Raw genomic sequence first — 23,780 nt, forward strand, 5'->3', positions numbered from 1 at the left:
CAAATTGCCGGGAAATCGCGCCCCTTTTCCTTTTGCGGCTTGATGCTGCCTGCTTTTGACGCCACATCGGCATCACGTGGTTTAATGGTGGCATGCAGAAGCTAACGAACAAGCGTTTGGCAGGGATCAGTTCAGGTGTGGCGGCGTCGATCGCGCTGCATGCCCTGGTCGCGGCCGTCCTGTTGTTCAAGATGCCGCTGCCGCAGACGGAGCCGGAGAAGGAGGAGGCCGTACAGGTCGATCTCGTGCCGCCGCCGGAGGAAAAGAAGGAAGAGCCGAAGCCGGAAGAGAAGAAGCCGGAAGAGCAGGCGAAGAAGGAGGAGCCGCCTCCACCGCCGCCGCCGCCACCGGAGGAGAAAAAGCCCGAGGAGAAGGCAAAGGAAGAGCCGCCTCCGCCGCCTCCTGAAGAAAAGAAGGCTGAAGAGAAGAAGGCGGAAGAGCCGAAACCCGAGGAAAAGAAGCCGGAGGAACAGGCAGAGCAGGAGCCGCCCCCGCCACCACCTCCGCCTCCGCCGGAAGAGAAGAAGGCCGAGGAGCCGAAAGCCGAGCCGCCGAAGGCCGAGCAGGAAGCCGAGAACAAGCAGGCTGACGGCAAGCAGGGGCAGGGTGCGCCGATGCCGGTTCTGAAACCCGTGTTCCAGTTCGGCGACAAGGATAGTGGTCCGAGAAAATCCGACGCTGGCAATTCGTCCACAGGCGAAGTGAAACCGGCGACCAGCGCGCCCGACCACAAGGACGAGACCGGCGAGCCGAAGCCCGCAGCCGATGCCGGCGACAAGCCGGATGCGCCGAAGGAGCCGCCGGCCAAGCCCGTGCCTGACGATATCGATCTGCCGCAGGTGGATATCGCCGACGCGCATTCGCAGAATAATGCGCCTGCCGTCGATGCCGCCGGCGAGGCCATGACCAGCATCGAACAGGCAAAGCCGGTCGAGCAGAAACCGACCGAGCCGGACAAGCCGGATGCGCCGAAGAAGGATGAGCTTGCCGAGGCGAAGACGCTGTTTTCGCCTGACGAGAGCGATGACCCCGTGGCGCGGACTGCGATGCTCGGCATTCCCCGCGGGCGGCGTGCGGCGCAGCTTTGCAGCACCGAGCTTCGCGAGCAGCTGGTGCATGGATCGCCCGCCTACCGGCCGGTGATCGTGCCGATGTATGGGCTCGCCAAGGGTACGGTGCTCGACGTCAAGCGCGGTGCTTTCCGCACCGCCGAGACCTGGTACGACGTGCAGTTCCGCTGCGAGGTCAACGAGGATGCGACGGCAATCGTTTCCTTTGCGCTCGATGTCGGCAGTGCGGTGCCGCGCAGCCAGTGGCGCAGCAGGCGCTTCCCGGAATAGGGTCAGCCCTGCGCAAGACAGCCCTCCTATTCTTCCTCCATCGCCGATGTTGCGGTGAATGAAAGGACGATGATATGTCGAACGATATCGAGCATTACCTCGAAACCCAGGATGAGGCCGTCGCCCTCCGTTTCCTCGAAAACAAGTCGGACGAACTGACCGATATCCTGGTCGCAGCCCTCGAAGACGCGCTGCTGATCCTCTCCGAAGAATTCGGACCGCAGACGGTCCACTGATCGGCAATCTTGCGCCGCAGCCCGCGGGCTGGCACTCTTCCGTTCGAAGAGGAGTGTGGCATGGATGGCGGTTTCAGGATGCACCGCTCGGCGTTATCCGGTGTCGAGGCCGTCGAGGCTGCGACGGGCCGGAGCTTCTCCCGCCATACGCACGAGCAGTTCGGCATCGGGCTTATCCATCGCGGCGCGCAGAAATCGCTCAGTGGCCGCGGCATGGTCGAGGCCGAAGCGGGTGATGTCATCACCGTCAATCCGAACGAGGTGCATGACGGCATGCCCGTCGGCGATGCGCGCGCCTGGCGCATCCTCTATTTCGATCCTGACATGTTTCTGAGCCTGGCTGCGGAGGCGGCCGAGGGCTCTTCGATGCGTTTCGAGATCCCGCATCCCGTCCTGCGCGACGGCGCGATCGCCCGGCGCTTTCAGGCGCTGTTTGCGGCTGTCACCGGCGGGGCGGATGCGATGCGTTCAGAAGAACTGCTGCTCGGCCTGACGGCGGATATCTTGCGTGAGGGCGGCGAGGCGGATCCCGATCTGTTGATTCCATCCTCGGTCGCCCGTGCCCGCGATCTCATCGATGACGATCCCTCCTTGGATATCTCGCTTGCCCGGATGGCGCGCGAAAGCGGGCTCAGCCGCTTCCAGCTCGTTCGCGCCTTCAGCAGGGCGACGGGGCTGACGCCGCATGCCTATCTGGTGCAGGCGCGGGTACATCTGGCGCGGCGGATGATCGGCGGGAGAATGCCGCTTGCCGAGGTTGCTGCAGCCAGCGGTTTTGCCGACCAGAGCCACATGACGCGGGCATTCACGGCGCGTTATGGCCTGGCGCCCGGCGTCTATGCCCGCGGCCGCTCCTGAGCCTGCAATTTCCTTCAAGACCGCAGCGACCCTTTGGCGTCATCTCGCTCCCGATCCAGGGGAGTTCTCATGACACGGAAACAACAGGGCTACATCTATCTGACGCTGGCAATGACGACGGTGGGCAGCACTGTCATCGCCAGCAAGCTGATCTCGGCGGGACTGCCGCCATTCACGGCAACGGCGCTGAGGTTTGCCGTGGCCTTTCCGTGCTTCATGCTGCTGATGCGGCTGACCGGCGGCCGGCTGCCGAAGCTTTCGCGGCATGACTGGATCATTCTGGTCATTCAGGCGGCGGCCGGAAGCGTTGGTTATACGACGCTGCTGATCTCGGGCTTGTCGATGACGTCGGCCGCCAATGCGGGAGTGATCATCGGCACGCTGCCGGTGGTTTCGGCTGGGATCTCGATCCTGCTGCTGCGCGAGCGGCCGGACCGTTTCCTGCTCCTGGCGATCGGGCTTGCGGCGGCTGGCGTCTTCTCGATCGTGCTGGCGCCGGGAGCAGGCGGCGGGTCGCTTCGCGGTGACATCGTCATCTTCGGCGCGGTGCTCTGCGAGGGGCTGTTCATCCTGCTCAACAAGCGGCTGAAAACGGAGATCGCGCCACTGGTGCAATCGACGCTGATGACGGCGATCGGCTTCTGTGCGGCGGCCATTCCTGCGGTCTTCGAAAGCCATGCATTCCCGACCGCGTCCTCGGCGGCATTGCTCTCCGTCGTCTATTACGCGCTGGTGCCGACGGTTGCCGGTTTCATGCTCTGGTATGCGGGAGCGGAGAGGGTGAGTGGGGCGGAGGCCTCGCTGTTTACGGCGATCGCACCGGTCTCGGCGGTGATTTTCGCCTTCCTGCTGCTTGGTGAGCCAGTCGGGCTGCATCAGATCGCGGGCATTGGTTGCGTGCTGGCCGCGGTATTGGGGCTTGCACTGAACGGCAGGCGCAGGCGCCCGGCCTAGCCCTTACGGAAATGGGCGCGATAGTCGCGCGGTGTCATGCCCTTTTCGGCGCGGAACTGGCGATTGAAATTGGCGAGTGACGCATATCCGACGGCATCGGCGATATGGGCGACCGGCTGGTTCGTCGAGGAGAGGCGGGCGCAGGCATCGCCGATCCGCATGCGGATCAGGTAGTCGCTGACCGTCGTGCCGGTGTGGCGGCGGAACATGCGGTGCAGGCCGGAGACGCTGAGCGCCGCGATATCGGCGAGCTCTTCCAGCGTCACCGGCCCCGCATAATTGACATGAAGGTGGGTGAGCACCCGGTCGATGCGCTCACGGCTTTCCTGCAGCGCCGGCTGATGGCCGGGCGCGCTGGCGAGCGGCACGGCCTGGCGGTCGGCGGCGACCTGGCCGAGGATGGCGAGCAGCGACAGCAGGCGCTCGGCCGGTTCACGGTCGAAGATCGTCTCGAATTCGGCGCGGACGGCCTCTCCGGTCTGGCGGGAGAACTGCAACCCGTTCTGGCCGCGAGCCATCAGCTGCTCGATCGGCCTGAGCTCGACTGCGCCCGCCGTCATCTGCCGCATCCATTCGGGATGGAACCACAGAACCAAGGCGCGATGCGGCTTGCCGGGATCGAGCTTTTCGCGGGACGCCCAGGTGTGGGGCAGGTTGGGACCGACCAGCACGAGGTCGCCATCCTCATATTCGCCGGTGTGATCGCCGATGAAGCGCTGGCCGGCGGAATTCAGCGTCAGCGTCAGCTCGAATTCCGGATGGTGATGCCATTCGAAGGGAATGGCATCGTCGAGCCGCCGGTTGAGCATCGGCCAACTGGTATCGGATTGCCGAGGCAGAACTTCGAGAAATGCTCTCATCGGGCGCCTGATTGATACAAGACGCCAGAATAGTATCACAAGGCGCCAAACGCGGGCAACATAGCCGCGCGCTTGCGGCTACACTCCTCTCATCGCCTGACAGTACAGGGATGACGGCAATGGGAGAGACACATGCAGCAGGCAGCAGCCATCAAGCGCGACGCGCATCCGACCACTTCGTCGAGCACCACGCAGCTCAAGGATATCAAGAAGAAGCTTCCGCTTCGGGTTCTCTCGGAGGAGGACTGGCAGCATTGGACCAAGAAGGGTTACGTCATTGTCCGTCAGGCGGTGCCTGCGGAGAATGTCGAGCGGCTTGTGGAGGTGCTCTGGCGTTTTGACGAGAAGGACCCGAACGATCCTTCCACCTGGTACGCGCCGCAGCGCCGCGAACACAAGATGAAGGAACTCAACAACACCGGCATGCTGGAGATCTACAATCACCAGGCGCTGTGGGACAACCGGATGGAAAAGCGCGTCTATGACGTGTTCGTCGACATCTGGGACCGCGAAGACCTGTGGGTGACGATCGACCGCGCCAACCTGAACCCGCCGAAGAAGGTCAAAGGCAATCCGAACGGCTTCATCCACTGGGACGTCGATACCTCGATCGACCCGCTGCCGATCGGCGTGCAGGCGGTGCTGAGCCTCAAGAAGCAGGACGGCGATGTCGGCGGCTTCCAGTGCGTTCCTTATCTCTTCGAGCATTACGACGAGTGGGTGAAGACGCAGCCTGAAGATCGCGATCCGATGCACCCTGATATGACCGGCCTTTCGACCGAGAATATCAGCATGGAGCCGGGCGACCTGATGATCTTCAACTCGCTGCTCGCCCACGGCGTTCGCCCCAACCACTCCGAAAACCGCGTCCGCATGGCGCAGTATATCTCCATGCATCCGGCGGAATTCGACAATGCCGAGGAACGCGAAGAACGCATCCGCCTCTGGCGCGAACTCGACAGCCCGAAGCGCGACGCCTTCCCGGGCGATCCGCGTGAATGGGAAAAGCACAATGCGACGACGGCGGAACTGACACCGCTCGGCCGCAAGCTGCTGGGGTTGGATCGCTGGAGTTGATGGCGCGGGAGCGCCACTGATCTTAATGCAGAAGGGGGCGCCTCTCAGGCGCCCCCTCTTTGCGTGACGGAAGCAGGAATGACCGAGATGTAGTGCCTGCGGCCCCCTCATCCGGCCCCTTGGGCCACCTTCTCCCCGCTTGGGAGAAGGGATGCCGCAGCCGCAGCGTTCACTTCCCCTTGTAACTTCCCAAACGCCGGCTTTGAGGCTTTGATGGCTTCAGCGGTGGCGAGCGAGAGACCGAGGCCCCTCTGGGACACCAAGCCCGCGGGAGAGCACGGGTCCTCGCCCGCCGTTCCATTGAACCCGAACAGTCGCCAGGGCCGCTTGCGAAAGCAAAGCCCGATTAGGCAAGGATGGGATCAGATGGATAGGATCATCGGTATCGACGTTTCGAAGGAGCGGCTCGACGTTGCCGTCTGGCCGCAGGGCGAGGCTTTTGCTGTCGGCAACGACGACGATGGCATCTGCGAACTGACCAGCCGCCTGAAGGCGATCGGCGCCGATGCAATCGCGCTCGAAGCGACTGGCGGTTTCGAGACCCTGGCAACAGCAGGCTTGTCTGCGGCGGGATTGACGGTGCTTGTCGTCAACCCTACTCAAGTGCGTGCCTACGCGCAGGCGATCGGCCGCCGGGCCAAGACCGATCCGATCGATGCGGCCGTCATTGCCGCCTTCGTTGCGGCGACCAAGCCCGCTATCCGGCCGCTACGTGATGCTGAGACGCAAGCTCTGTCGGCTCTCGTCAGCCGCAGGCAGCAGATCGTGCAGATGATCGTGGCGGAAGAGAACCGGGCGCGCATGGTGCGCGACAGGCAGGCGCAGAAGAGTATCCAGCGCCTGCTCGCCGCACTCAGGCGCGAGCTTGCCAGCATCGACGCCGATATGGACGGCCATATCCGCAAGTCGCCTGTCTGGCGGGTGCGCGAAGCGCTGCTGACATCGGTGCCGGGCGTCGGGCCGGCAACCGCGCGCACGCTGCTGGCCGAGATGCCAGAGCTCGGCAGTCTCGACCGTCGCCAGATCGCGTCGCTGGCAGGCCTTGCGCCCTGGACGCGGCAATCGGGCAAGTGGAAGGGCAAGAGCTTCATCGGCGGCGGCAGGGGCAAGGTGCGTGCGGTGCTGTTCATGGCGGCTCTGGTCGCCAGCCGCTACAATCCCGCCCTCAGAACCTTCCGCGATCGCCTCGTCGCACAAGGCAAGCCGAAGATCGTCGCTATCGTCGCAACCATGCGAAAGCTCCTCACCATCCTCAACGCCATCATCAGGGACAACAAACCATGGCAAGACGCTTGACGCAGAAGACAGTCGCTCTCCCCAGCGGGGAGAGGGTAGGGTGAGGGGGCTCCGGGCGCGGTGTATCAATTGCCGGCTTGAGGCAATCGATGAGGGCGAAGACCGAAGACCGAGGAATCCTGCAGCCGCCCCTTGGGCATCCGACACATCCTCCCTATCTCTCCAGTCACACTCATTGGAGATCACCGATGTCAGGCAAGCCCATCAAGATTCCCGGACCCGATCATCCGATCAGCGTCGAGCGCAATCCGGCGCGCGTTGTCGTCAAGCTCGGCGGCAAGGTGATTGCCGATACGCATGACGCGCTGACGTTGCGGGAGGCGTCCTATCCGCCGGTGCAGTATATTCCGCGCAAGGATGTCGACATGTCGCTGCTGTCGCGCACCGATCATTCCACCCATTGCCCATACAAGGGAGATGTGTCCTATTACAGCATCGTGCCGGGTGGAGAGCGGTCGAAGAACGCGATCTGGACCTATGATACGCCCAATCCGGCGGTTTCCGGGATCAGGGACCATATGGCCTTCTATCCCGACCGCGTCGATTCCATCGAGGAATTGCAGGCGCCTGAAGCAGGCCAGTTCTGACAGGCAGAACGCGCGGCCCGCGAGGACCGCGCGCCTGATCTAGTCGTTGGTGCGGACCAGACAGCGCACCAGGCCTTCCAGCGAGACGCGGCCGGCCGGCATGCCGTTTTCGCCGGTGACGGTTGCCTGCGTGACGTTGTTTTCCGTCATCACGCGCATGCCTTCCTCGACATTATGGCTGCCGGGAATGCGGACAGAAGGTTCGCCTGCGGGATTGCTCAGCGGCTCCATCAGCGCGTCGATGCGGATGACGCGGCCGCGGTTCACTTCCTTGACGAAGGCCTCGATATAGTCGTTTGCCGGATTGAGGACGATATCGGCTGCCGTGCCCTGCTGGATCACTTCGCCGTCGCGCAGGATGGCGATCTTGTCGCCAAGGCGCAGTGCCTCGTCGAGGTCGTGAGTGATGAAGACGACGGTCTTCTTCAGTTCCTTCTGCAGGTCGAGAAGCACGGTCTGCATGTCGACGCGGATCAGCGGATCGAGCGCCGAATAGGCTTCGTCCATGAGGAGGATATCCGCATCGTTGGTCAGCGCGCGGGCGAGGCCCACGCGCTGCTGCATGCCGCCGGAAAGCTGGTTCGGGTAATGGTTGGAGAAGCCCTCCAGGCCGACCCGCTTGATCCAGATATCGGCGCGCGCCTCGCGCTCAGATTTCGGCACCCCCTGGATTTCCAGGCCGTAGACGGTGTTCTGCAGCACCGTGCGATGCGGCAGCAGGCCGAACTTCTGGAAGACCATCGCCGTCTTGTGGCGGCGGAATTCGCGCAGCTCTTCCTCATTCATCTTGCAGACGTCGGTGCCGCCATAAAGCACTTCGCCCGATGTCGGGTCGATCAGCCGGTTGATATGGCGGATCAGCGTCGACTTGCCGGAGCCGGAGAGTCCCATGATGACGGTGATGCTACCGCCGGGGATGCTGATGTTGATGTCCTTCAGGCCGAGAACGTGGCCGTGCTCCTTGTTGAGCTCGGTCTTCGACATGCCCTTGGTGACGGCCTCCACGAAGTCGCGGCCGCGGGGGCCGAAGATCTTGTAGAGGCTGCGGATTTCGATCGATTGACTAGCCATGCACGATTTCCCGGTGCTTCTGCAGGCGCAGACCGTAAGCCTGGCTGATGCGGTCGAAGATGATGGCGATGCCGACGATGGCGAGACCGTTGAAGACGCCGAGGGTGAAATACTGGTTGGCGATCGCCTTCAGCACCGGCTGTCCCAAGCCCTGGACGCCGATCATCGAGGCGATGACGACCATGGCGAGCGCCATCATGATCGTCTGGTTGATGCCGGCCATGATGGTCGGCAGCGCTAGGGGGAGCTGGACATTGCGCAGCTTCTGCCAGCTGGAGGAGCCGAAAGCGTCTGCGGCTTCGAGAACGTCCTTGTCGACCATGCGGATGCCGAGATTGGTGAGGCGGATCATCGGCGGTAGGGCGTAGATGACGACGGCGATGACGCCCGGCACGCGGCCGATGCCGAGCAGCATGACGACCGGGATCAGGTAGACGAAGCTCGGCATGGTCTGCATGACGTCGAGCACCGGATTGACGATACCCTGCATGCGGTTCGAGCGCGACATGCCGATGCCGATCGGAATGCCGATGACGATCGAGAGCACCGTACAGACGAAGATCATCGACACGGTCTTCATCGTATCCTGCCACATGTCGAACCAGCCGATCAGGAGCAGGGTGATGACGCAGCCGATGACGATCTTCCAGCTGCGGCTGGCGAGCCAGGCAATGCCGGCGACGGCCAGTATGACCACCGGCCACGGCGCGCCGGTCAGCAGCCGTTCGGCCCAGATCAGGAAGCTCTGCAGCGGGCTGAAGAGGGTTTCGATGCTGTCGCCATAGGCGCGGGTGAAGCCGCGAAAGCCTTCATCCACGGCCCTTTTCAGGTCGCGCAGCATGTCGTCGTTCATCGTCGGAAATTTCCAAAGCCAATCCATGTCGGTCCCCATGGCAAAAGCAGCGGCGGCCCATTCTTGTTATGGCCGTCGCTTGAAAACATCGGGCGGGCGGCGCCTTGCTGTCAAGACGCCGCCCGCTTGCGAGATTTGAGGGATCAGAGGGAAGCCTTGATCTTTTCGGCTACGTCAGGGGAGACCCACTTCGTCCAGAGATCTTCGTTCTCCTTGAGGAAGTGCTTCGCACCGTCTTCACCGGTTGCCTGGTTGTCGCTCATCCAGGCGATCAGCTTGTTGACCGTGTCGTTGGTCCAGGCGCGCTTGTTGAGGTAGTCCATGGCGGGGCCGGCGCGATCGGCAAAGGTCTTGCTGACGAGGGTCTGGACGTCGTCGGCCGGCCATGCGTTCGGCTTCGGATCGGCGCAGTCGGCAACCGAGGTGCAGCGCTTCCATTCGGCGGCGTCATAATCGACGCCGAAGCCGAGCTTCACCATCTCGTACTTGCCGAGAAGCGAGGTCGGAGCCCAGTAGTAGCCGACCCACGGCTGCTTGCCTTCGTAGGCCTTGGCGATCGAGCCATCAAGACCTGCGGCAGAGCCGGTGTCGACGAGCGTGAAGTTGGCCTTGTCGCCGCCGTTCGCCTTGAAGAGCTGCGTGGTGACAACGGTGCCGCCCCAGCCCTGCGGGCCGTTGAAGACGGCGCCCTTGCTCTTGTCCTCAGGAGCCGGGAAGAGTTCGGGATGCTTGAAGAGGTCAGGGATGGTCTTGATATCAGGATGGGCGTCGGCGATGTACTTGGGAATCCACCAGCCCTGGATGGCGCCATCGGAGAGAATCTTGGCAGCGGCGACGACCTTGCCGCCTTCGAGACCGCGCTTGACGAGCTCGGGCTGCAGGCTGACCCAGGCTTCCGGCGCGATGTCCGGCTCGCCCTTTTCAGCCATGGAGGTCAGGGTCGGGACGGTGTCGCCGGTGACGATTTCGGCGGTGCAGCCGTAACCGGATTCGAGAATGACCTTGTCGAGATTTGCAGCAACTTCGGCAGACTGCCAGTTCATGCTTGCAATGGTGACGTTGCCGCATTCAGCAGCGGAAGCCGCGCCGCCCATAGCCATGAGGCCGGCAGCGAGGACGGTTGAAGCCAAAAGTGCTTTCATTTTTTTGTTCCCTCTGGTCGCGGTGTGACGTGAACCCGGGCGCTGGCAGCACCGCGTCCGCCAGCAGGTCTATTGAGCCTGCATAGGGCGTCCAAGCGCCATTCCGATTGCGTCAGAATATGGCGCATTGACGCATTCTTTCAACGATTGCTTAAATGCCTTGTCGCGATCGGAACAATCGTCCCGTATGCCCCGAAACGGTGGTGCACTTTCGCCGCAGTTGACATCCGGTTCATAGAGGCAGAACAGGGGCTTATAAAATTCCTATCAATGGCCCGTGGGTTCCGCCGGCCGGAAGTATCCAATGGACACAGTTCACGCTCCTCGGGATAGCGTTCTCAAGCATCCCGGCTACCTCAATTTCGCCGCCTCCCGGGTCTTCTCGTCGCTTTCGTTCCAGTGTGCCGCGGTCGCCATGGGCTGGATGATCTACGACAAGACGCATAGCGCCTTTGCGCTGGCGCTCGTCGGCTTCTGCCAGTTCCTGCCGATGGTAATCCTGACCTTCGTCGTCGGACATGTCGCCGACCGTTTCGACCGCCGGCGCATCGGCCTGATCTGCCAGCTGATCGAGGCTGCGACGGCCGCGGTGCTCGCCGTCGCCGTCTGGCAGGACTGGCTGACACCCGCCGGTATCCTCGTTGCGGTGACGATCATGGGCGCGACCGTCGCCTTCGAGCGGCCGACGATGGCGGCACTGCTGCCGAACATCGTGCCGTCCTCGATGCTGCAGCGGGCTGTGGCGACCTCGACCTCGATGATGCAGACGGCGCTGATCATCGGCCCGTCGCTCGGCGGTCTGCTCTACGGCGCCCATCCGGTTGCGCCCTTTGCCGTCGCTGCGGTGATGTTCACCGCCGCCAGCCTCAACGTCATCTCGATCCGCATGACCTGGACGCCGTCGAAGCGCGAGCCGGTGACCCTGAGCTCGGTCTTTGCCGGTGTCTCCTTCATCAAGAGCCGTCCGGTGATGCTCGGCACGATCTCGCTCGATCTCTTCGCCGTGCTGCTCGGCGGCGCCACGGCGCTGCTGCCGATGTTTGCGCGCGATATCCTGCATGCCGGCCCCTGGGGGCTCGGCCTGCTGCGCGCCGCACCGGCGATCGGGGCGCTTGCCATGTCGATCGTGCTGGCGCGGCGGCCGCTGACCAGCAACGTCGGCATGAAGATGTTCGGCGCCGTTGCGGTCTTCGGGCTCGCGACCATCGTCTTTGCCGTCTCCACCAATATCGCGCTCTCGGTCGCCGCACTGCTCGTCGTCGGCGCCTCCGATACGGTGAGCGTCGTGGTGCGCAGCTCGCTCGTCCAGCTCCTGACGCCGGACGAGATGCGCGGGCGCGTCAATGCTGTGAACTCGCTGTTCATCGGCACGTCCAACCAGCTCGGCGAATTCGAATCCGGCATGCTGGCGGGCTTCATGGGACCAGTCGCAGCCGGGATCATCGGCGGCGTCGGCACCATTGCCGTCGTGCTGTTATGGACGCGTCTGTTCCCTGATCTCGCCAAGGTCAAGACGCTGCAGGGATAGCCGTTCCGCGTTTTTCTTTTTCCGGTCTGTCGGTTTGACGGGGCGTCATTCGTCCTATGTCCATCGACAGACGAAAAGGAGGAAGAGACATGGCTTATGTGGATGGCTTCATCGTGCCCGTGCCGAAGGACAAGCTTGAGGCCTACAAGGAATTCTCCGCCTATGCCGGAGCGATCTGGAAGGAATTCGGCGCCCTCGAATATGTCGAATGCGTCGGCGACGACGTACCCTATGGCGAGGTGACGTCCTTTCCGCGGGCGGTGCACCTCAAGGAAGACGAGATCGCCGTGTTTTCTTGGATCCTCTACCCGTCTCGCGAGGTGCGCGACGAGATCAACAAGAAGGTGATGGCCGATCCGCGGCTCGAAGGCGACAAGTGGCAGATGCCATTCGACGGCAAGCGGATGATCTATGGCGGCTTCAAGGAGCTGCTGCGCCTCTAGACGCCATTGACATCGGGCATGCGGCGCGACAGGTGAGCCGGAGCTGATAACCGGAGCCTGCCGCATGCCAGTCACCTCGATCACGGTCGCGACCCGCGGCCAGGGCCTCTACGAATTCACCGATGAGGCGGTCGCCTTCGTGCGGGCGCAGGATGCGGAGGAGGGGCTGCTGACGGTCTTCGTGCGGCATACGTCCTGCTCGCTGCTGATCCAGGAAAATGCCGATCCGGATGTGCGCACCGATCTCAAAGCCTTCTTCGCCCGCCTCGTACCGCCATCGTCCGATCCGTCGATGCGTTGGATCGTTCACACGATGGAAGGGCCTGACGATATGCCCGCCCATATCAAGTCGGCGCTGACGCAGGTGTCGATCGGGATCCCCGTTCTCAACGGCAGGTTGGCGCTCGGGACATGGCAGGGGATCTATCTTTTCGAACACCGCGACCGGCCCCATCATCGCGAAATCGTGTTTCATTTCAGTGGCTGAACTGAATCTGAATGCGCAATTCGAACACCATTCAGAATTAGCTCTCTATTGTCGAATCATCCCGCAAGGGAGTTCGACTGCACATTGAAACGAGGAAAACCCCACATGACCAACTTTATTGCCAAGGCTTCCTTCGCGGCATTGCTTGCCATCGCCTCCATTCCGTTCGGCACGACTGCTGCGTCGGCAGCAAGCCCTGACCGCGGCGCTATCGTCGATGTGCAGTATCGCCCGCCGATGCGCGGTTGCTCGCCGATGGAAGCCGTGCGCAAGGCACGTTGGACTGGTCTGCGCGATGTTCGCGTGACCGCCGTGACGCCTCGCCGCGTTGTGGTGTCCGGCCGTGACCGCCGCGGCTGGGACAGAATGACCTTTGCGAACGTTCGCGGTTGCCCGCTGATCCGCCGCTAACAGTAGCAGCCGCCGGTCTCCCCGGATGCGGCGGCACAGAACCGCCCTTTGCCAAGGTCTCCCCGGATTGCGGCAAGGGCGGTTTCTTTATGCCCTGAAACGAAAAAAGCCTCGCACGGGCGAGGCTGAGTTCTAGGCCGCCTCGGGGAAAAGAAGAGGCGACGGGGAGTTATCTAGTACCCCGCGGTACGGTTGCAAAGGACACTTTTGTCTATTCCGGTACGCTTTTGCTTCATTCATTCTGATGCTGGTATCAAGAATGCTGATAGCTCCCGGAAGCCGGGCTTTACGCTCGAATGAACAGGGCTCCCACGAGCCCGAAAACTGCGATCGATTGCAGGATGAACATCGGCAGCTGGTCAGACATGGTTCCCTCCCGTGGGGCGATGCGGAGATGTTCTGTTTGTCGGGAGACCCGGGCTCCGCTTCTGCCGGGCCTCCGTCATGCCGTCAGCGGCAGCGCTTGACCGTCTTGGTGACGGTGCGCTCGCCATTGTCATGCGTGACGCTCTTGGTCACGCAACGATCGCGTTCGCGGTAGGCGCCGATGGCGACGCCGCGGTCGCTGATCCTGATGCTCGGGCGGACTTCGCCGCGGTCTTCCGTATAAACGCGCTTCTTGACCGTGACCGTATCGGCCATGGCCGGAACGCTGAAGGTGAATGCTGCCACCGCAGCCATCGTAGCACAAATCATCTTTCGCATTATCGAATACCTCCGTTTTAGCGATGGAGAGGGAACGGCGGGTTCTCCTGTCGGTTCCGGGCGGCGGATAACCTTCGGGAACAGGCTGTTACGGAAATTTAGGGCTGCAGGAGGGAACCCGGATTGATCGCAACAGGCGAAAGACGGCGCGAAACGCTTGTCCGCGGCGGTGCGTTGGTGATAGCGTAATATTTCTTGGAATATAACGCTTCGGGTTCGATATGCCGCCTCTGGCCGATTACAGCCGACCAAAGACAATCTCGTCCAGTGAGCTTTCGCTGCTTGCCGGGGGCAGGCCGCAGGCGCCAAATGCCGTGAAGGCGCAGCGGCGCAAGACCTGGGAGATCTCGCCGACCTTCCATTGCTCGATCATCGGCACCTGCCTGACGGCAGCCGAATTGCGCCAGTTGATCGTCAAGCTCGGCGATGCCGACGCGAAGACGGCCAGCGATCACGCCCTGCATGGCCGCGGCGTGCGTGCCGCCGGTCAGCGCGATATTGCCGGCAAGCTGTTGAACAAGGCGCTGGACCGGCGCCATGAGACGGTGCTCAAGCGCTTCGCGCGGCTGACGACGGCGGCGGAGCTCCGGGCGATGTGGGATGCCTGCCTCGACGAGGGCGAGATCTCCGGCGCCTATTGGGCCGTCATCAGCCATCCCGCCACCGATCATGCGCTGCTGCAGGACGTGTTCGGCGAGGTGCATATGCTCTCGCATCTGGTCGGCAGTTCGAGCCGCCTGGATTTGGCGCGGTTGCGCGCGCTGCAGAATGAAGTGGCGGTCAAGGACGAGAAGATCGCCCGGCAGGAAGAGCGGCTGCGGTCTTCCGCCGAGGAGCGGAGCATGCTTCAGCGCAGGATCGACGCGCTCGAGGATATCGTCGTCAGGGTCAACGCGGTGAAGGCGAGCCAGGCTCCGGAGGCGGCTGGTGCCGTCGAGGCCGCGGTACTGGAAAAGCTGGAGGCTGCGCGCGAGCGGACCGAGGCGCTGGAGCGGCGCCTGGCGGAGACCGAGGCGCAACTGCGCGCGGCCGCAAAGCGCGAGGCTGCCGCTGCCGAGGATAATGCCGCGCTGCTGCGAGAGAACCATGGCCTGGAGCAGGCGTTCTCCGGCGTTACAGAACACGGCGCCACGCAGTCCATGTCGCTGGCTGGAACGGTGGTCCTTTATGTCGGCGGGCGGAAGAACCTGTTCGACCGGCTGCGGAGCTTTGCGGCGCGGGCAGGGGTGGACCTGATGTTTCATGATGGCGGCATGGAGGAGGCGACGTCGCTGTTGCCCGGGCTCGTTGCCCAGAGTGCAGTGACTGTGTTTCCCGTCGATTGCGTCAGCCATTCGGCCGCGGGCATCGTCAAGTGCCATTGCCGGGATGCGGGCAAACCGTTCCTGCCGTTGCGCTCGGCCAGCCTTGCGAGCTTCATCGCGGCGCTCGGAGACATATCGGATCTGCTCGCCGAGCGCGACGATGCCGGCGTGCCGCGCCGGAGCGCATCGGCATGAGCAATCTCGGACTGAGCCTGCCGCGAAGCATTTCGCTTCGAGAGCAGGTGACGGATACGCTGCGTCACTCCATCCTGTTCGGCACGCTGAAGCCCGGCCAGAAGCTGATCGAGCGGCAGATCTGCGAGGAGATGGGCATCAGCCGCACCGTTCTGCGCGAGGCGCTGCAGCACCTCGATGCCGAGGGGCTGCTGATCAACGGGCGGCGGGGCCGCTCGGTCGTTGCCATCGGTATGCAGGAGGCGCGCGAGATCGACGACACGCGCCAGGCGCTGGAGCGGCTGATTGCCGAGAGCTTTGCCCGCAATGCCGGAAAGGCGGAGATCGCCGAGTTGCGCGTGCTGCTTTCCGCCATGGAAACGGCTGATGACGAGCGCGAGGCGCTGATCAAGGAGACGGAATTCTTCGCGCGGCTGGCCGATGGCTGCGGCAACAAGGTGGCAGCCGGGTTCTTCCGGCAGCTTAGCGGCCGCGTGGTGATGCTGCGCGGTGTTACGGAACGGGACGGTGCGGACCGGAGGCAGCGGACCGCCGGAATCCGGGCGATCGTCGAGGCGATCGATGCCGGTGATGCGGAAAAAGCTGGCACTCTTTGCGCATCGCGTGCGGCGGCGGGTGCCACTTATCGGTAAAGTGGAACCTTTTGACGCAGTTCGCGTTACTCCTCGACAGGAGGACACCCATGACAAACGACTTCAACAGACCAAACCCGACTTCGCCTCCGGGCGAACGCCGTTCGTCGATGACGATGTGGATCGGCATTGCCGCGGCGATTGTGATCATTGCACTGGCTGCGACCTACTGGCCGCGGTCTGGTCCGGCACCGGCGACAGCGCCTGCCGGGGAGACGTCGACAACGACGACGCCTGCTGCACCGGCGACCCCGCCGGCCACCTCGACCGCGCCGGCAACGCCGCCTGCGGCAGAGCCTGCAGCCCCGGCAACGCCGCCGGCCGCCGCACCGGCGCCCGCAGCGCCTGCTCCGGCAGCCCCCGCACCGGCGACGCCGCAATAACCCGACAACGGCAACGCCGCAGTGAAAATGAAAAGCCCGGCTCAGCGCCGGGCTTTTTCTTTCTCCGCGCTCAGGCGGTGGTCCGCCATTTCTGCCAGAAGGGCAGGATATGATCCGCGGTCAGCGGCGCCATCGGCAGATCGCCCGGTGCGGCCGGTGACACCCAGGCGATTTCGTCGATCTCGCCGCCAACTGTGATTTTCGGATCGTCTATGGTGATCAGGAAAAGATCGGCACGGACGCGGTGATGCGGTTCGTTGGCGGCAACCGCCTGGAATTCGCCGATCGGCTGCAAGGCATCCTGCTCGACCCTCAGGCCGATCTCCTCGTACAGTTCCCTGATCAGGGCCGCGTCCGGCGTCTCGCCGGGCTCGATCTTGCCGCCGGGCTGCATGAAGACCTCGGTGCCGTTCTTGCGCACCAGGAGCACGTCGCCATTGCGGCGTGCGATCAAGGCGGCGGCGATCTTGATGATTTTCATCGCTTGCTGTCTCCCGGCTCTATCGTCTCGTCCTTTCCGGGATAACCACTCGCGGCGGCTGACGCAATGATATCAGTCGTTTTGACAAGCGTCGTCTGCGGCGGCTAAGGTCGCCGCAAATCACGGAGGAAAACCCATGAAAATCAGCGCGCGCAACCGTCTCAAGGGCAAGGTCGTCGAAGTCACCAAGGGTGCAACGACGGCGCATGTGCGGATCGATATCGGTAATGGCGCCATCGTGACCGCCTCGATCACCAACGAGGCCGTCGACGAGCTCGGCCTGAAGGCCGGCGGCGAGGCCTATGCCGTCGTCAAGGCATCCGACGTCATGGTCGCCGTCGACTGACCGGCGTCAGGCCTGTTGGCAATAATGTGCGGTGCCGTTGTCGCCGGTCTCGAAGTCGCCTTTCTGCGGCGGCGCGATCGGTTTGAACAGCGTGCGGTCCGGCTTGAGGTCGAGGAGCGGCGTGCCGTCGAGGCAATCGAGGCCGCGTACCAGCAGTGCGCCATCCTCGATGCTCTCCAGCTTGACGATCGAGGTGCCGATCGGGTTCGGCCGCACAGGTGAGCGCAGGGAAAACGTGCCGTGCACCTTGCCGTTGCTCGCCGGGCTCTGCAGCACCAGATCGCGGCGGGAGCGATCGAGCCAGTAGAGCACTTCCAGCCGCTCGAATGCCTCGACGCCCTTCAGCGCCGGGATCCATGGCTCGAAGATTTCGATGCGGCAGACGGGCCCGTCATGGCGGCCCTGCCGCGGCGTTTCCATGCGCGAGGTCCAGGGCGTGCTGATGCTGCCGATGAAGACCAGACCGGCATCGCGCGCCTCCGGCGGATCGATCGCTACTTCGTTTTCCCGGAGTTCGTTTTCGCGGACCATCGTCTTTCCTTTATAGAGCGAGAAGCGGTCGAGGCGTGGGGCGCAGATGCGGGCGCTGCCCTCGAGCTCGCCGATCACGACATCGATATCGTAGAGTTCCTTGAGTGCCTTCGGCGTCAGCACCTCGGCGGGCGGGCCGAGTGCCGCGAGCTTGCCGCCATTGAGAAGCGCCACGCGGTCCGCAGCCAGGAAGGCGTGATCGGGATTGTGGGTCGAGAGCACGATCGACAATCCCTTTCGGGCAAGGGCGCGGATATGGGCAAGCACCCGCATCTGGTTGCCGTAGTCGAGGCTTGCCGAGGGTTCGTCCATCACCAGGATTTCGGGCTCCTGCGCCAAAGCGCGGGCGATCAGCACCAGCTGCCGTTCGCCGCCGCTGATCTCGGTATAGGGCTTGGAGGCGAGACCCGACATGCCGAGGCTTTCGAGCGCGCTTACCGCCACCTGCCGGTCGTGGCGCGAGGGCATGGCGAAGAGGGCGATGTGGGCGGCGCGGCCCATCAGCACGACATCGAGAACGGAGAAGGGGAAGAGGGCGGCATGAGCCTGCGGCACATAGGCGATGCGCGCGGCGCGATCCCGGCGCGGCCACTCGGATAGCGGCTTTCCGTCGAGCAGGATCTCGCCGGCCTTGACGGGCAGCAGGCCGAGCATGGTCTTGAACAGCGTCGTCTTGCCGGCGCCGTTCGGGCCGAGCAGGGCCAGCACTTCGCCCGTTATCAGCGACAGCGTCAGATCGCTGCCGACGATCCTGCTGCCATAGCCGAAGGCGAGGGACCGGAGATCGAGGCTCATTGCCAGCCTCGCTTCCCTGAAGTCAGCAGCCACAGGAAGAAGGGCGCGCCGACGACGGCGGTCAGGATGCCGAGCGGGACTTCGATGGCGGCGATGCTGCGGGCGAGCATGTCGACGACAAGCAGATAGGCGGCGCCTGCGATCATCGAGGCCGGTAGCAGGCGGCGGAAATCGGGACCGACCAGCATGCGGGCGATATGCGGAATGATCAGTCCGATCCAGCCGACGATGCCGGTGATCGAGACGGTGGCGGCGGTGATCAGCGTGGCGCCGCAGACGAGGGCGAGGCGGGTGCGTCTGGTATCGACGCCGAGCGTCTGCGCTTCCTCGTCGCCGAGCGTCATGACGTTCATCCGCCAGCGCAGCAGCACCAGCGGCAGCAGGCCGAGCAGGACGGCCGGGAGGATCGAGAGCACGTCGAAGCGGGTGATGGCGGTCATGCTGCCGAGCAGCCAGTAGGTGATCGCCGGAAGCTGGTCATAGGGATCGGCGAGGATCTTGATCAGCGAAATCCCGGCTCCAACAAGCGCCTGGATGGCGATGCCGGCGAGAACCAGCGTCAGGGCTGGATCGCGGTGGCGGACGGCCACACCGATCGCATAGACGGCGGCGACCGAGAGCAAACCGCCGGCAAAGGCCAGCGCCTGGATGGCGAGCACCGGCAACGACAGGAAGATGCCGAGAACCGCGCCGAGACTGGCGCCGACCGAAACGCCCAGAATATCCGGCGAGACCAGCGGATTGCGGAAGATCCCCTGATAGGTGGCGCCCGCAGCGGCAAGGGCCGCGCCGACGACGACGGCGGCCGCGACGCGCGGCAGGCGGACATTCAAGAGCACGGTTGCCAGCACCGGATCGTCGGTCTTGCCGCCGAAGATCGGTTTCAGCGCTTCGATCAGCGGCTCGGGTCCGCCGCCATATTTTCCGGTCATCATCGACAGCAATGCCAGCAGCAGGAGACCGGCAAGGCTCGGCCAGAGCCAGCGATGGCTTGGTGCCTCCGTCACTTCTGCTGCTGTTTCTTCCGCTGTGGTCATTTCGATTGCGCGCCAGAGCCCTTCAGCAGCATCGCCAGCTGATCGTCGGTCAGGTCCACTTGATAGAAGAGCGTGAAGAACTCGCGCACGTCAGCCTTCAGGTCGCCGGTGAACTGCTTCGGATAGAAGAGATGCTCGAGCCAGCTGATGCCGATCAGCCGGTTGATGCCGGGCGGGGAGTCGAACCAGCCGAAGGGAAGGTTCGGGGTGACGAAGACGCGGTTGTTCTTGACCGCATCGAGGTCCTTCCAGAGAGGGTCGGACTTGACGCTGGCCGCGAATTTTCCCGAAGCGGCGAGGATGGTATCCGGCCTCCAGGAGAGGATCTGTTCGAGCGAGACCTGCGTCAGGCCGCCTTTGCTGGCAGCCGCGGCGACGTTGGTGGCGCCGACGGCACCGAGGATTTCGAGGTTGATCGAGCCGGAAAGGCCGGTCTCCAGGCCTTCCGGTCCGCGGCCGTAGTAGACGCGGGGACGATCGCTTTCCGGGATCGAGGCGAGCTTGGCGCTGAGGTCGGATATCTTGGCCGCGGCATAGGCCGCGAGCTTTTCGGCGCGGTCGCCGGTGCCGATGATGTCTCCGGCCTCGCGTAGCGTCTCGGCGCTGCGGGCAAAGCTGCCGTCGATCAGCACATAGGGAATGCCGGTCTGCGCCTGCACCTTGTCGGCAAGCGAGGTATAGGTCGGGTTGACGGTGCCGACATCGATGATGATGTCGGGCTTTGCGGCGAGCACAGCTTCCATATTGGCCGTGCCGCCCTTGCCGGTCAGCTGGCCGAAAGTCGGCAGATCGCGGACCGATGGCATCAGAAACTGCTTTTCGGCATCACCCGGCTGGCGCACCCAGCCTGTGAGCTTGTCCGGAGCCAGCACATAGACGAGCACCGAAGCGGGCGGCCCGGCGGCCAGCACGCGCTTCACCGTATCGGGGATTTCGACCTTGCGGCCGGCGGCATCGGTGATTGTCCGGGCCTGAGTTTCGGCCGCGGTCAGGCTGAGCGCGGCGAGGAGGAGGGCGGCGAAGAATTTCATGGCGGTTGGCGGCTCGCTTGGATCGGAACCGCACTATGGCATAGCGTTATATCTGTTGGAATATCTCCCGTTGCCGTGGAGAGACGCCGATCGGCCTTGAAGCGCGGGCGGGCAGACGCCTATATCTGGCGCAACAGGAAGGCAGGCATCAGATGTTTCAGACGGCAACGATCGATCACGCGAACAAGGCGGAATTCTACCGCGAGCTGGCGCAGCAGCTGGAAGCGCTGCTGACGGGCGAGAGCGACATGATCGCCAATGCGGCGAATACCTCGGCGCTGATGTTCCAGATGATGCCGGAGCTGAACTGGGCGGGGTTTTATCTTCTGAAGAGCGAGGGCGAGCTGGTGCTCGGGCCGTTCCAGGGCAAGCCTGCCTGCGTGCGTATTCCGGTGGGCAAGGGCGTTTGCGGCACGGCGGTCGAGCGGAAGAGCTCTGTATTGGTCGAGGATGTGCATGCCTTCCCAGGCCATATTGCCTGCGATGCCGCGTCGCGTTCGGAGCTTGTCGTGCCGTTGATCCATGAGGGACGCGTCATTGGCGTCATCGATCTCGACAGCCCGGTGCCGTCGCGTTTCGATGCCGAGGATCAGGCCGGCATCGAAAAGCTCGCGGCAATCTTCATCGCCGCGAGCTTCTGATTGTTACATCCGCCGCTGGCGGCTGAGGGATGAGCCGTTGGCAAGGCGTGCGCCATCCGGCGCGCGCAGGCCGCGGTGCTTGCTTGTGAACACCCATTCGACATTGCCGGGCTCGAACGGCCGGCGCGGATTGCGCAGCGCCAGCTGGCGCTCGGCGAGGCGGCGGGGCAGGCTGTCCATCATGTCGTTGATGAAGGCGTCCGGGGATTCCCGCCAGCGGGGCGCGACAGCCACGTCGAGGCCGCCATAACGCGAGAAATCCGGGTGTCTTGGGGAATAGCAAGCGCCGATCATCCACGCATGCTGCGATTTCAAAAAACGTTCTTTCAGGGTCATTCCGTCGTCTTTTTCGGCCGAAGCCTTATTATGTCATGTGTCTATTTGTCCGGCGCATCGTCAACGACATCGGCTTGCGGGCGGTCACCACCGTTCGCAAGTTCTGTCGTCCACGTGCCGTCCGCACGCTGAAAGGTAATCTCCGCATCCTGACCGCCAAGCTGCTGCCGCTCTGCGGCTTGCTTTGCCGCGGCCAATGCGAGTTCGTGAGTTGGAAAGGCTTCAGACCAGACATCACCCAGGCGGTAAGCCCAGGCCTCGTCGTGTTCGCCGACGTGGTACGTAATCGACATCGGATTTTCCTTCAAGCGTTTAATGGTGATTTTTTCGGGGCAGCTGCCATGCGCAGGGATCAACGCTTATGGGCCAGCCTTGTTCCGGGCGCGAGGCATGCGTGGGGCTGGATAAGTCAGGAAGGGCGTCTTGCGGTAGCGTGGAACGCTTCGTAGGCTGAGTGCGTTGAAGGATTCGCTTCAATAGATTTCAACAGGACCCCTATGCGCGCTCAATCGAAGCCGTTCATCGTAGAAGTCAAATCGTCCCGTCGCGTCGATCGCAGCAAGGAAAAGTCGATCTGGGGCAATATCGATCTGTCGGCGATCGCCGACGAGGTCGCTCCCGAGCCCGCCGAGGCACCACATGCCGCTTCCGAAGAAGACGGACGCGCAGCGCTGCGCTAGCGGGCTCCCGCCCGGCAATCATCATTTCTTGTCGGTTGGCTTCTTGTCGACGCGGCCCGGAGAAATCGGATCGCTCGCCGGGAAGGTCTCTTCGAGCGCTTCCTCGAGATAGTCATCCTGCTCCTTGACGGTCTTCTGTTCCTTGGCTGGCTTTTTCTTGTCGGTCATGGCGCGATCCCTTTTGATATCCTCAGCAGATAGGGCGTATCAGGCCATCGCCAAGCAGCGAGGCCGGTGATGTGCCGGCCCCGTCTTGCAGCATAGGCTCAGTGGTCGCGGCGGTAGCCCGGTGCCATCTGGTCGAAGTGATAGGCACGGACGCGTGACGAGCCGTGGCTGTCGTCGCGGGCGCCGATCGCCGGATTTTCCTCAGGGAAGGCTTCGTCGGCGACGGCGAGATCGTCGGCGGCATTGCCCTTGTTCGCCATGCCGGCAAACGAGCTGTTGCTGGCTTCCCAACCGTCGCTGCGCCACATGTCGGCGCGTTCGTCCATGTCGATGCTGCCTTCGTCATCGAGGATGTCGTGGGCCATATCGTGCTGGGCGTCATCGACGCTGACGGAAACGAGGAAGCCGCCGCGGTGCAGGCCCTCGGCATAGACGGTGCGGTCATCGTCCGGGAAGAACCAGTCTTCGAGAGCGGCCCAGAAGCCGGAGCGTTCGCTGACGCCGGCTACCGCCGCATTGTCAGCTTCGTAGCCCGGCATGAAGCGGATGTTGTTGCTCGCAATGCCGGCATCCTGCAGGCGGCTGACGGCCTGTTCTGCATCGGCGCGGCTGTCGAAGAATGCGGTCAGCGTATTATAGGCCGAGCCCCTTTGGCCGGTCGTAAGATTGTCGCTGTAGAGATTTGCCATTGCCGTTCTCCTCCGGTTCTGCCGGAGCCGCGCCCGATGCGGGCTCCCGGCTTACCTGCCGGGTCTAACGGGGATGATCGGGCATTGTTCCCTCTGCCATCTTCTCCACAAAGATGAATGCTAGATGAACGGAATGCGCCATTGCGCGTTTCACCATCAGGAGGAACACGACGATGTTCAGCTCATTCATTCAATCCAGCAAGCTTGTCGGCGCCACATTGGTTGGAGCGGCCGAAAGCGTGTCCTCGGCGATCGCCTACGGTGCCGGCATGGAAGATGCCCATATCGAGGTCGTCGAGGAAGCCGGAACGATCTTCCTCGAAGGCACGGCGCCGAGCGTCTCCGTCATCGAACAGGCAGGCGAGATCGCCCGCTCGATCGTCGGTACACATGTCTGCAATCTTGTGAGAATGCCCTAGCAGGCAGAGCGTTCAGTGAACGGGCGACGAGACGCTGATGCTTCCCGTCGTCATCGGTTCGGTCAGATTGCGGCCGAACGGGTTCAGCATGACAAGGCCCGCCATGATGACGGCCAGAACTGAAACCACGAAGACCGGCGACTTGAGCAGCATCTGACTGTTCCCCGAATTAAGCTAGAACACATGCGGCGGCCCAAAGTTCCCGCTGGCCGGGAGCATAGCGCATTTTTCCGCCGTGTCATGATGGAACATCATAAAGATGAT

32 protein-coding genes and 1 pseudogene are annotated in these 23,780 nt (G+C 63.3%); 18 read left to right on the forward strand and 15 right to left on the reverse strand.

Annotated elements, in window-relative coordinates:
- Positions 1–92 precede the first annotated feature (92 nt).
- The 4 genes from F2982_RS16580 to F2982_RS16595 all read left to right on the forward strand — a co-directional run bounded on the left by F2982_RS16580 (position 93) and on the right by F2982_RS16595 (position 3,388).
- Positions 93–1,340, forward strand: coding sequence for a DUF930 domain-containing protein (locus F2982_RS16580; RefSeq protein ID WP_203428486.1), 1,248 nt, complete (start codon positions 93–95; stop codon positions 1,338–1,340).
- A gap of 74 nt (positions 1,341–1,414) precedes the next feature.
- Positions 1,415–1,576 (forward strand): hypothetical protein, encoded by a 162-nt coding sequence (locus F2982_RS16585; protein ID WP_199626942.1) that lies wholly within the window; start codon positions 1,415–1,417, stop codon positions 1,574–1,576.
- 60 nt (positions 1,577–1,636) lie between these two features.
- The gene (locus F2982_RS16590) at positions 1,637–2,434 is read left to right on the forward strand and encodes an AraC family transcriptional regulator (RefSeq protein WP_203428487.1); all 798 of its coding nucleotides are present in this window, start codon (positions 1,637–1,639) and stop codon (positions 2,432–2,434) included.
- 69 nt (positions 2,435–2,503) lie between these two features.
- Positions 2,504–3,388 carry a DMT family transporter gene (locus tag F2982_RS16595; RefSeq protein WP_203428488.1) on the forward strand — a complete coding sequence of 295 codons (885 nt, stop codon included), beginning with the start codon at positions 2,504–2,506 and terminating at the stop codon, positions 3,386–3,388.
- Here F2982_RS16595 and F2982_RS16600 read toward each other — a convergent pair.
- Entirely contained in the window at positions 3,385–4,248 is an 864-nt protein-coding gene (locus F2982_RS16600) for an AraC family transcriptional regulator (protein WP_130277891.1), read from the reverse strand. The two genes, F2982_RS16595 and F2982_RS16600, sit on opposite strands and share 4 nt — an antisense overlap.
- Before the next feature lie 132 nt (positions 4,249–4,380).
- On the opposite strand from F2982_RS16600, the gene F2982_RS16605 reads away from it, so the two are divergent.
- The 3 genes from F2982_RS16605 (at position 4,381) to F2982_RS16615 (ending at position 7,208) form a co-directional block, all read left to right on the forward strand.
- Positions 4,381–5,325 carry a phytanoyl-CoA dioxygenase family protein gene (locus tag F2982_RS16605; RefSeq protein WP_203428489.1) on the forward strand — a complete coding sequence of 315 codons (945 nt, stop codon included), beginning with the start codon at positions 4,381–4,383 and terminating at the stop codon, positions 5,323–5,325.
- A gap of 366 nt (positions 5,326–5,691) precedes the next feature.
- Positions 5,692–6,621, forward strand: coding sequence for an IS110 family transposase (locus tag F2982_RS16610; RefSeq protein WP_203428490.1), 930 nt, complete (start codon positions 5,692–5,694; stop codon positions 6,619–6,621).
- 188 nt (positions 6,622–6,809) lie between these two features.
- Positions 6,810–7,208, forward strand: a complete 399-nt coding sequence (locus F2982_RS16615) for a DUF427 domain-containing protein (RefSeq protein WP_203428491.1) — start codon at positions 6,810–6,812, stop codon at positions 7,206–7,208.
- Positions 7,209–7,247: 39 nt separating this feature from the next.
- Here the strand turns inward: F2982_RS16615 and F2982_RS16620 are convergent, their stop codons facing one another.
- The 3 genes from F2982_RS16620 to F2982_RS16630 all read right to left on the reverse strand — a co-directional run bounded on the left by F2982_RS16620 (position 7,248) and on the right by F2982_RS16630 (position 10,274).
- The gene (locus F2982_RS16620; protein ID WP_203428492.1) at positions 7,248–8,279 is read right to left on the reverse strand and encodes a glycine betaine/L-proline ABC transporter ATP-binding protein; all 1,032 of its coding nucleotides are present in this window, start codon (positions 8,277–8,279) and stop codon (positions 7,248–7,250) included.
- On the reverse strand, positions 8,272–9,159 hold the full coding sequence (locus F2982_RS16625) for a proline/glycine betaine ABC transporter permease (protein ID WP_203428493.1): 888 nt from the start codon (positions 9,157–9,159) through the stop codon (positions 8,272–8,274). The genes F2982_RS16620 and F2982_RS16625 overlap by 8 nt, the downstream gene beginning before the upstream one ends.
- A gap of 116 nt (positions 9,160–9,275) precedes the next feature.
- Positions 9,276–10,274 (reverse strand): ABC transporter substrate-binding protein, encoded by a 999-nt coding sequence (locus F2982_RS16630; RefSeq protein ID WP_112715639.1) that lies wholly within the window; start codon positions 10,272–10,274, stop codon positions 9,276–9,278.
- Positions 10,275–10,578: 304 nt separating this feature from the next.
- On the opposite strand from F2982_RS16630, the gene F2982_RS16635 reads away from it, so the two are divergent.
- From F2982_RS16635 to F2982_RS16650, 4 genes are all read left to right on the forward strand, one after another.
- Complete coding sequence (locus F2982_RS16635) at positions 10,579–11,802, forward strand: MFS transporter (protein ID WP_203428494.1); 1,224 nt, start codon at positions 10,579–10,581, stop codon at positions 11,800–11,802.
- Between the two features lie 89 nt (positions 11,803–11,891).
- A complete protein-coding gene (locus tag F2982_RS16640) occupies positions 11,892–12,245 on the forward strand; it encodes a DUF1428 family protein (RefSeq protein ID WP_112386905.1) in 354 nt (117 codons plus the stop codon).
- A 64-nt stretch (positions 12,246–12,309) separates the two neighbouring features.
- On the forward strand, positions 12,310–12,732 hold the full coding sequence (locus F2982_RS16645; protein ID WP_112715635.1) for a secondary thiamine-phosphate synthase enzyme YjbQ: 423 nt from the start codon (positions 12,310–12,312) through the stop codon (positions 12,730–12,732).
- A 105-nt stretch (positions 12,733–12,837) separates the two neighbouring features.
- Positions 12,838–13,143 carry a hypothetical protein gene (locus F2982_RS16650; protein WP_112715633.1) on the forward strand — a complete coding sequence of 102 codons (306 nt, stop codon included), beginning with the start codon at positions 12,838–12,840 and terminating at the stop codon, positions 13,141–13,143.
- Between the two features lie 450 nt (positions 13,144–13,593).
- Here F2982_RS16650 and F2982_RS16655 read toward each other — a convergent pair whose 3' ends face one another.
- Entirely contained in the window at positions 13,594–13,848 is a 255-nt protein-coding gene (locus tag F2982_RS16655; protein ID WP_130277896.1) for a hypothetical protein, read from the reverse strand.
- Between the two features lie 221 nt (positions 13,849–14,069).
- Between F2982_RS16655 and F2982_RS16660 the strand changes: the two genes are divergently transcribed.
- Genes F2982_RS16660 through F2982_RS16670 form a run of 3 tightly spaced genes read left to right on the forward strand, consistent with a single transcriptional unit; the run spans position 14,070 to position 16,362 of the window.
- Entirely contained in the window at positions 14,070–15,347 is a 1,278-nt protein-coding gene (locus tag F2982_RS16660; protein ID WP_203428495.1) for a DUF2325 domain-containing protein, read from the forward strand.
- Positions 15,344–15,979, forward strand: coding sequence for a GntR family transcriptional regulator (locus F2982_RS16665; protein ID WP_203428496.1), 636 nt, complete (start codon positions 15,344–15,346; stop codon positions 15,977–15,979). Before F2982_RS16660 ends, F2982_RS16665 begins: the two co-directional genes overlap by 4 nt.
- 50 nt (positions 15,980–16,029) lie before the next feature.
- Positions 16,030–16,362 carry a hypothetical protein gene (locus tag F2982_RS16670; protein WP_162708661.1) on the forward strand — a complete coding sequence of 111 codons (333 nt, stop codon included), beginning with the start codon at positions 16,030–16,032 and terminating at the stop codon, positions 16,360–16,362.
- Positions 16,363–16,432: 70 nt separating this feature from the next.
- On the opposite strand, the gene F2982_RS16675 is transcribed toward F2982_RS16670, so the two are convergent.
- On the reverse strand, positions 16,433–16,843 hold the full coding sequence (locus F2982_RS16675) for an NUDIX domain-containing protein (RefSeq protein ID WP_203428497.1): 411 nt from the start codon (positions 16,841–16,843) through the stop codon (positions 16,433–16,435).
- A gap of 136 nt (positions 16,844–16,979) precedes the next feature.
- Between F2982_RS16675 and F2982_RS16680 the strand changes: the two genes are divergently transcribed.
- Positions 16,980–17,189 (forward strand): molybdopterin-binding protein, encoded by a 210-nt coding sequence (locus tag F2982_RS16680; protein WP_112715622.1) that lies wholly within the window; start codon positions 16,980–16,982, stop codon positions 17,187–17,189.
- A gap of 6 nt (positions 17,190–17,195) precedes the next feature.
- Here F2982_RS16680 and tsaA read toward each other — a convergent pair whose 3' ends face one another.
- The 4 genes and pseudogenes from tsaA to F2982_RS16700 all read right to left on the reverse strand — a co-directional run bounded on the left by tsaA (position 17,196) and on the right by F2982_RS16700 (position 20,583).
- A complete protein-coding gene (gene tsaA, locus F2982_RS16685; RefSeq protein WP_203430101.1) occupies positions 17,196–17,720 on the reverse strand; it encodes a tRNA (N6-threonylcarbamoyladenosine(37)-N6)-methyltransferase TrmO in 525 nt (174 codons plus the stop codon).
- Between the two features lie 72 nt (positions 17,721–17,792).
- Positions 17,793–18,515, reverse strand: a pseudogene (locus F2982_RS16690) (ABC transporter ATP-binding protein); the annotation flags it as partial.
- Positions 18,512–19,552: an iron ABC transporter permease gene (locus F2982_RS16695; protein ID WP_203428498.1), complete on the reverse strand. Its 1,041-nt coding sequence runs from the start codon at positions 19,550–19,552 to the stop codon at positions 18,512–18,514. The pseudogene F2982_RS16690 and the gene F2982_RS16695, both read right to left, overlap by 4 nt.
- Positions 19,549–20,583, reverse strand: coding sequence for an iron ABC transporter substrate-binding protein (locus F2982_RS16700; RefSeq protein WP_203428499.1), 1,035 nt, complete (start codon positions 20,581–20,583; stop codon positions 19,549–19,551). Before F2982_RS16700 ends, F2982_RS16695 begins: the two co-directional genes overlap by 4 nt.
- Before the next feature lie 152 nt (positions 20,584–20,735).
- Between F2982_RS16700 and F2982_RS16705 the strand changes: the two genes are divergently transcribed.
- Entirely contained in the window at positions 20,736–21,224 is a 489-nt protein-coding gene (locus F2982_RS16705; protein ID WP_203428500.1) for a GAF domain-containing protein, read from the forward strand.
- A 3-nt stretch (positions 21,225–21,227) separates the two neighbouring features.
- Here the strand turns inward: F2982_RS16705 and F2982_RS16710 are convergent, their stop codons facing one another.
- Positions 21,228–21,560: a hypothetical protein gene (locus tag F2982_RS16710; RefSeq protein ID WP_112715610.1), complete on the reverse strand. Its 333-nt coding sequence runs from the start codon at positions 21,558–21,560 to the stop codon at positions 21,228–21,230.
- A gap of 41 nt (positions 21,561–21,601) precedes the next feature.
- Entirely contained in the window at positions 21,602–21,853 is a 252-nt protein-coding gene (locus F2982_RS16715) for a DUF2188 domain-containing protein (protein ID WP_112715608.1), read from the reverse strand.
- A 204-nt stretch (positions 21,854–22,057) separates the two neighbouring features.
- On the opposite strand from F2982_RS16715, the gene F2982_RS16720 reads away from it, so the two are divergent.
- Positions 22,058–22,240 (forward strand): hypothetical protein, encoded by a 183-nt coding sequence (locus F2982_RS16720; protein WP_112715606.1) that lies wholly within the window; start codon positions 22,058–22,060, stop codon positions 22,238–22,240.
- Between the two features lie 21 nt (positions 22,241–22,261).
- Here F2982_RS16720 and F2982_RS16725 read toward each other — a convergent pair whose 3' ends face one another.
- Together F2982_RS16725 and F2982_RS16730 are read right to left on the reverse strand one after the other, a co-directional pair.
- The gene (locus F2982_RS16725; RefSeq protein WP_165402584.1) at positions 22,262–22,408 is read right to left on the reverse strand and encodes a hypothetical protein; all 147 of its coding nucleotides are present in this window, start codon (positions 22,406–22,408) and stop codon (positions 22,262–22,264) included.
- 98 nt (positions 22,409–22,506) lie between these two features.
- Positions 22,507–23,097, reverse strand: a complete 591-nt coding sequence (locus F2982_RS16730; protein WP_203428501.1) for a hypothetical protein — start codon at positions 23,095–23,097, stop codon at positions 22,507–22,509.
- A gap of 173 nt (positions 23,098–23,270) precedes the next feature.
- Between F2982_RS16730 and F2982_RS16735 the strand changes: the two genes are divergently transcribed.
- Positions 23,271–23,516, forward strand: a complete 246-nt coding sequence (locus F2982_RS16735; protein WP_203428502.1) for a BON domain-containing protein — start codon at positions 23,271–23,273, stop codon at positions 23,514–23,516.
- 12 nt (positions 23,517–23,528) lie between these two features.
- Here F2982_RS16735 and F2982_RS16740 read toward each other — a convergent pair whose 3' ends face one another.
- Positions 23,529–23,669: a hypothetical protein gene (locus F2982_RS16740; RefSeq protein ID WP_162708660.1), complete on the reverse strand. Its 141-nt coding sequence runs from the start codon at positions 23,667–23,669 to the stop codon at positions 23,529–23,531.
- Positions 23,670–23,780: the final 111 nt, after the last annotated feature.

The sequence above is a fragment of the Rhizobium sp. BG4 genome, from assembly GCF_016864575.1.
Lineage (GTDB): Bacteria > Pseudomonadota > Alphaproteobacteria > Rhizobiales > Rhizobiaceae > Rhizobium.

Coding starts and splice junctions, on each gene's coding strand:
- F2982_RS16580 (WP_203428486.1), top strand. CDS start 93: ATGCAGAAGCTAACGAACAAGCGTTTGGCAGGGATCAGTTCAGGTGTG.
- F2982_RS16585 (WP_199626942.1), top strand. CDS start 1,415: ATGTCGAACGATATCGAGCATTACCTCGAAACCCAGGATGAGGCCGTC.
- F2982_RS16590 (WP_203428487.1), top strand. CDS start 1,637: ATGGATGGCGGTTTCAGGATGCACCGCTCGGCGTTATCCGGTGTCGAG.
- F2982_RS16595 (WP_203428488.1), top strand. CDS start 2,504: ATGACACGGAAACAACAGGGCTACATCTATCTGACGCTGGCAATGACG.
- F2982_RS16600 (WP_130277891.1), bottom strand. CDS start 4,248: ATGAGAGCATTTCTCGAAGTTCTGCCTCGGCAATCCGATACCAGTTGG.
- F2982_RS16605 (WP_203428489.1), top strand. CDS start 4,381: ATGCAGCAGGCAGCAGCCATCAAGCGCGACGCGCATCCGACCACTTCG.
- F2982_RS16610 (WP_203428490.1), top strand. CDS start 5,692: ATGGATAGGATCATCGGTATCGACGTTTCGAAGGAGCGGCTCGACGTT.
- F2982_RS16615 (WP_203428491.1), top strand. CDS start 6,810: ATGTCAGGCAAGCCCATCAAGATTCCCGGACCCGATCATCCGATCAGC.
- F2982_RS16620 (WP_203428492.1), bottom strand. CDS start 8,279: ATGGCTAGTCAATCGATCGAAATCCGCAGCCTCTACAAGATCTTCGGC.
- F2982_RS16625 (WP_203428493.1), bottom strand. CDS start 9,159: ATGGATTGGCTTTGGAAATTTCCGACGATGAACGACGACATGCTGCGC.
- F2982_RS16630 (WP_112715639.1), bottom strand. CDS start 10,274: ATGAAAGCACTTTTGGCTTCAACCGTCCTCGCTGCCGGCCTCATGGCT.
- F2982_RS16635 (WP_203428494.1), top strand. CDS start 10,579: ATGGACACAGTTCACGCTCCTCGGGATAGCGTTCTCAAGCATCCCGGC.
- F2982_RS16640 (WP_112386905.1), top strand. CDS start 11,892: ATGGCTTATGTGGATGGCTTCATCGTGCCCGTGCCGAAGGACAAGCTT.
- F2982_RS16645 (WP_112715635.1), top strand. CDS start 12,310: ATGCCAGTCACCTCGATCACGGTCGCGACCCGCGGCCAGGGCCTCTAC.
- F2982_RS16650 (WP_112715633.1), top strand. CDS start 12,838: ATGACCAACTTTATTGCCAAGGCTTCCTTCGCGGCATTGCTTGCCATC.
- F2982_RS16655 (WP_130277896.1), bottom strand. CDS start 13,848: ATGCGAAAGATGATTTGTGCTACGATGGCTGCGGTGGCAGCATTCACC.
- F2982_RS16660 (WP_203428495.1), top strand. CDS start 14,070: ATGCCGCCTCTGGCCGATTACAGCCGACCAAAGACAATCTCGTCCAGT.
- F2982_RS16665 (WP_203428496.1), top strand. CDS start 15,344: ATGAGCAATCTCGGACTGAGCCTGCCGCGAAGCATTTCGCTTCGAGAG.
- F2982_RS16670 (WP_162708661.1), top strand. CDS start 16,030: ATGACAAACGACTTCAACAGACCAAACCCGACTTCGCCTCCGGGCGAA.
- F2982_RS16675 (WP_203428497.1), bottom strand. CDS start 16,843: ATGAAAATCATCAAGATCGCCGCCGCCTTGATCGCACGCCGCAATGGC.
- F2982_RS16680 (WP_112715622.1), top strand. CDS start 16,980: ATGAAAATCAGCGCGCGCAACCGTCTCAAGGGCAAGGTCGTCGAAGTC.
- tsaA (WP_203430101.1), bottom strand. CDS start 17,720: ATGGTCCGCGAAAACGAACTCCGGGAAAACGAAGTAGCGATCGATCCG.
- F2982_RS16695 (WP_203428498.1), bottom strand. CDS start 19,552: ATGACCACAGCGGAAGAAACAGCAGCAGAAGTGACGGAGGCACCAAGC.
- F2982_RS16700 (WP_203428499.1), bottom strand. CDS start 20,583: ATGAAATTCTTCGCCGCCCTCCTCCTCGCCGCGCTCAGCCTGACCGCG.
- F2982_RS16705 (WP_203428500.1), top strand. CDS start 20,736: ATGTTTCAGACGGCAACGATCGATCACGCGAACAAGGCGGAATTCTAC.
- F2982_RS16710 (WP_112715610.1), bottom strand. CDS start 21,560: ATGACCCTGAAAGAACGTTTTTTGAAATCGCAGCATGCGTGGATGATC.
- F2982_RS16715 (WP_112715608.1), bottom strand. CDS start 21,853: ATGTCGATTACGTACCACGTCGGCGAACACGACGAGGCCTGGGCTTAC.
- F2982_RS16720 (WP_112715606.1), top strand. CDS start 22,058: ATGCGCGCTCAATCGAAGCCGTTCATCGTAGAAGTCAAATCGTCCCGT.
- F2982_RS16725 (WP_165402584.1), bottom strand. CDS start 22,408: ATGACCGACAAGAAAAAGCCAGCCAAGGAACAGAAGACCGTCAAGGAG.
- F2982_RS16730 (WP_203428501.1), bottom strand. CDS start 23,097: ATGGCAAATCTCTACAGCGACAATCTTACGACCGGCCAAAGGGGCTCG.
- F2982_RS16735 (WP_203428502.1), top strand. CDS start 23,271: ATGTTCAGCTCATTCATTCAATCCAGCAAGCTTGTCGGCGCCACATTG.
- F2982_RS16740 (WP_162708660.1), bottom strand. CDS start 23,669: ATGCTGCTCAAGTCGCCGGTCTTCGTGGTTTCAGTTCTGGCCGTCATC.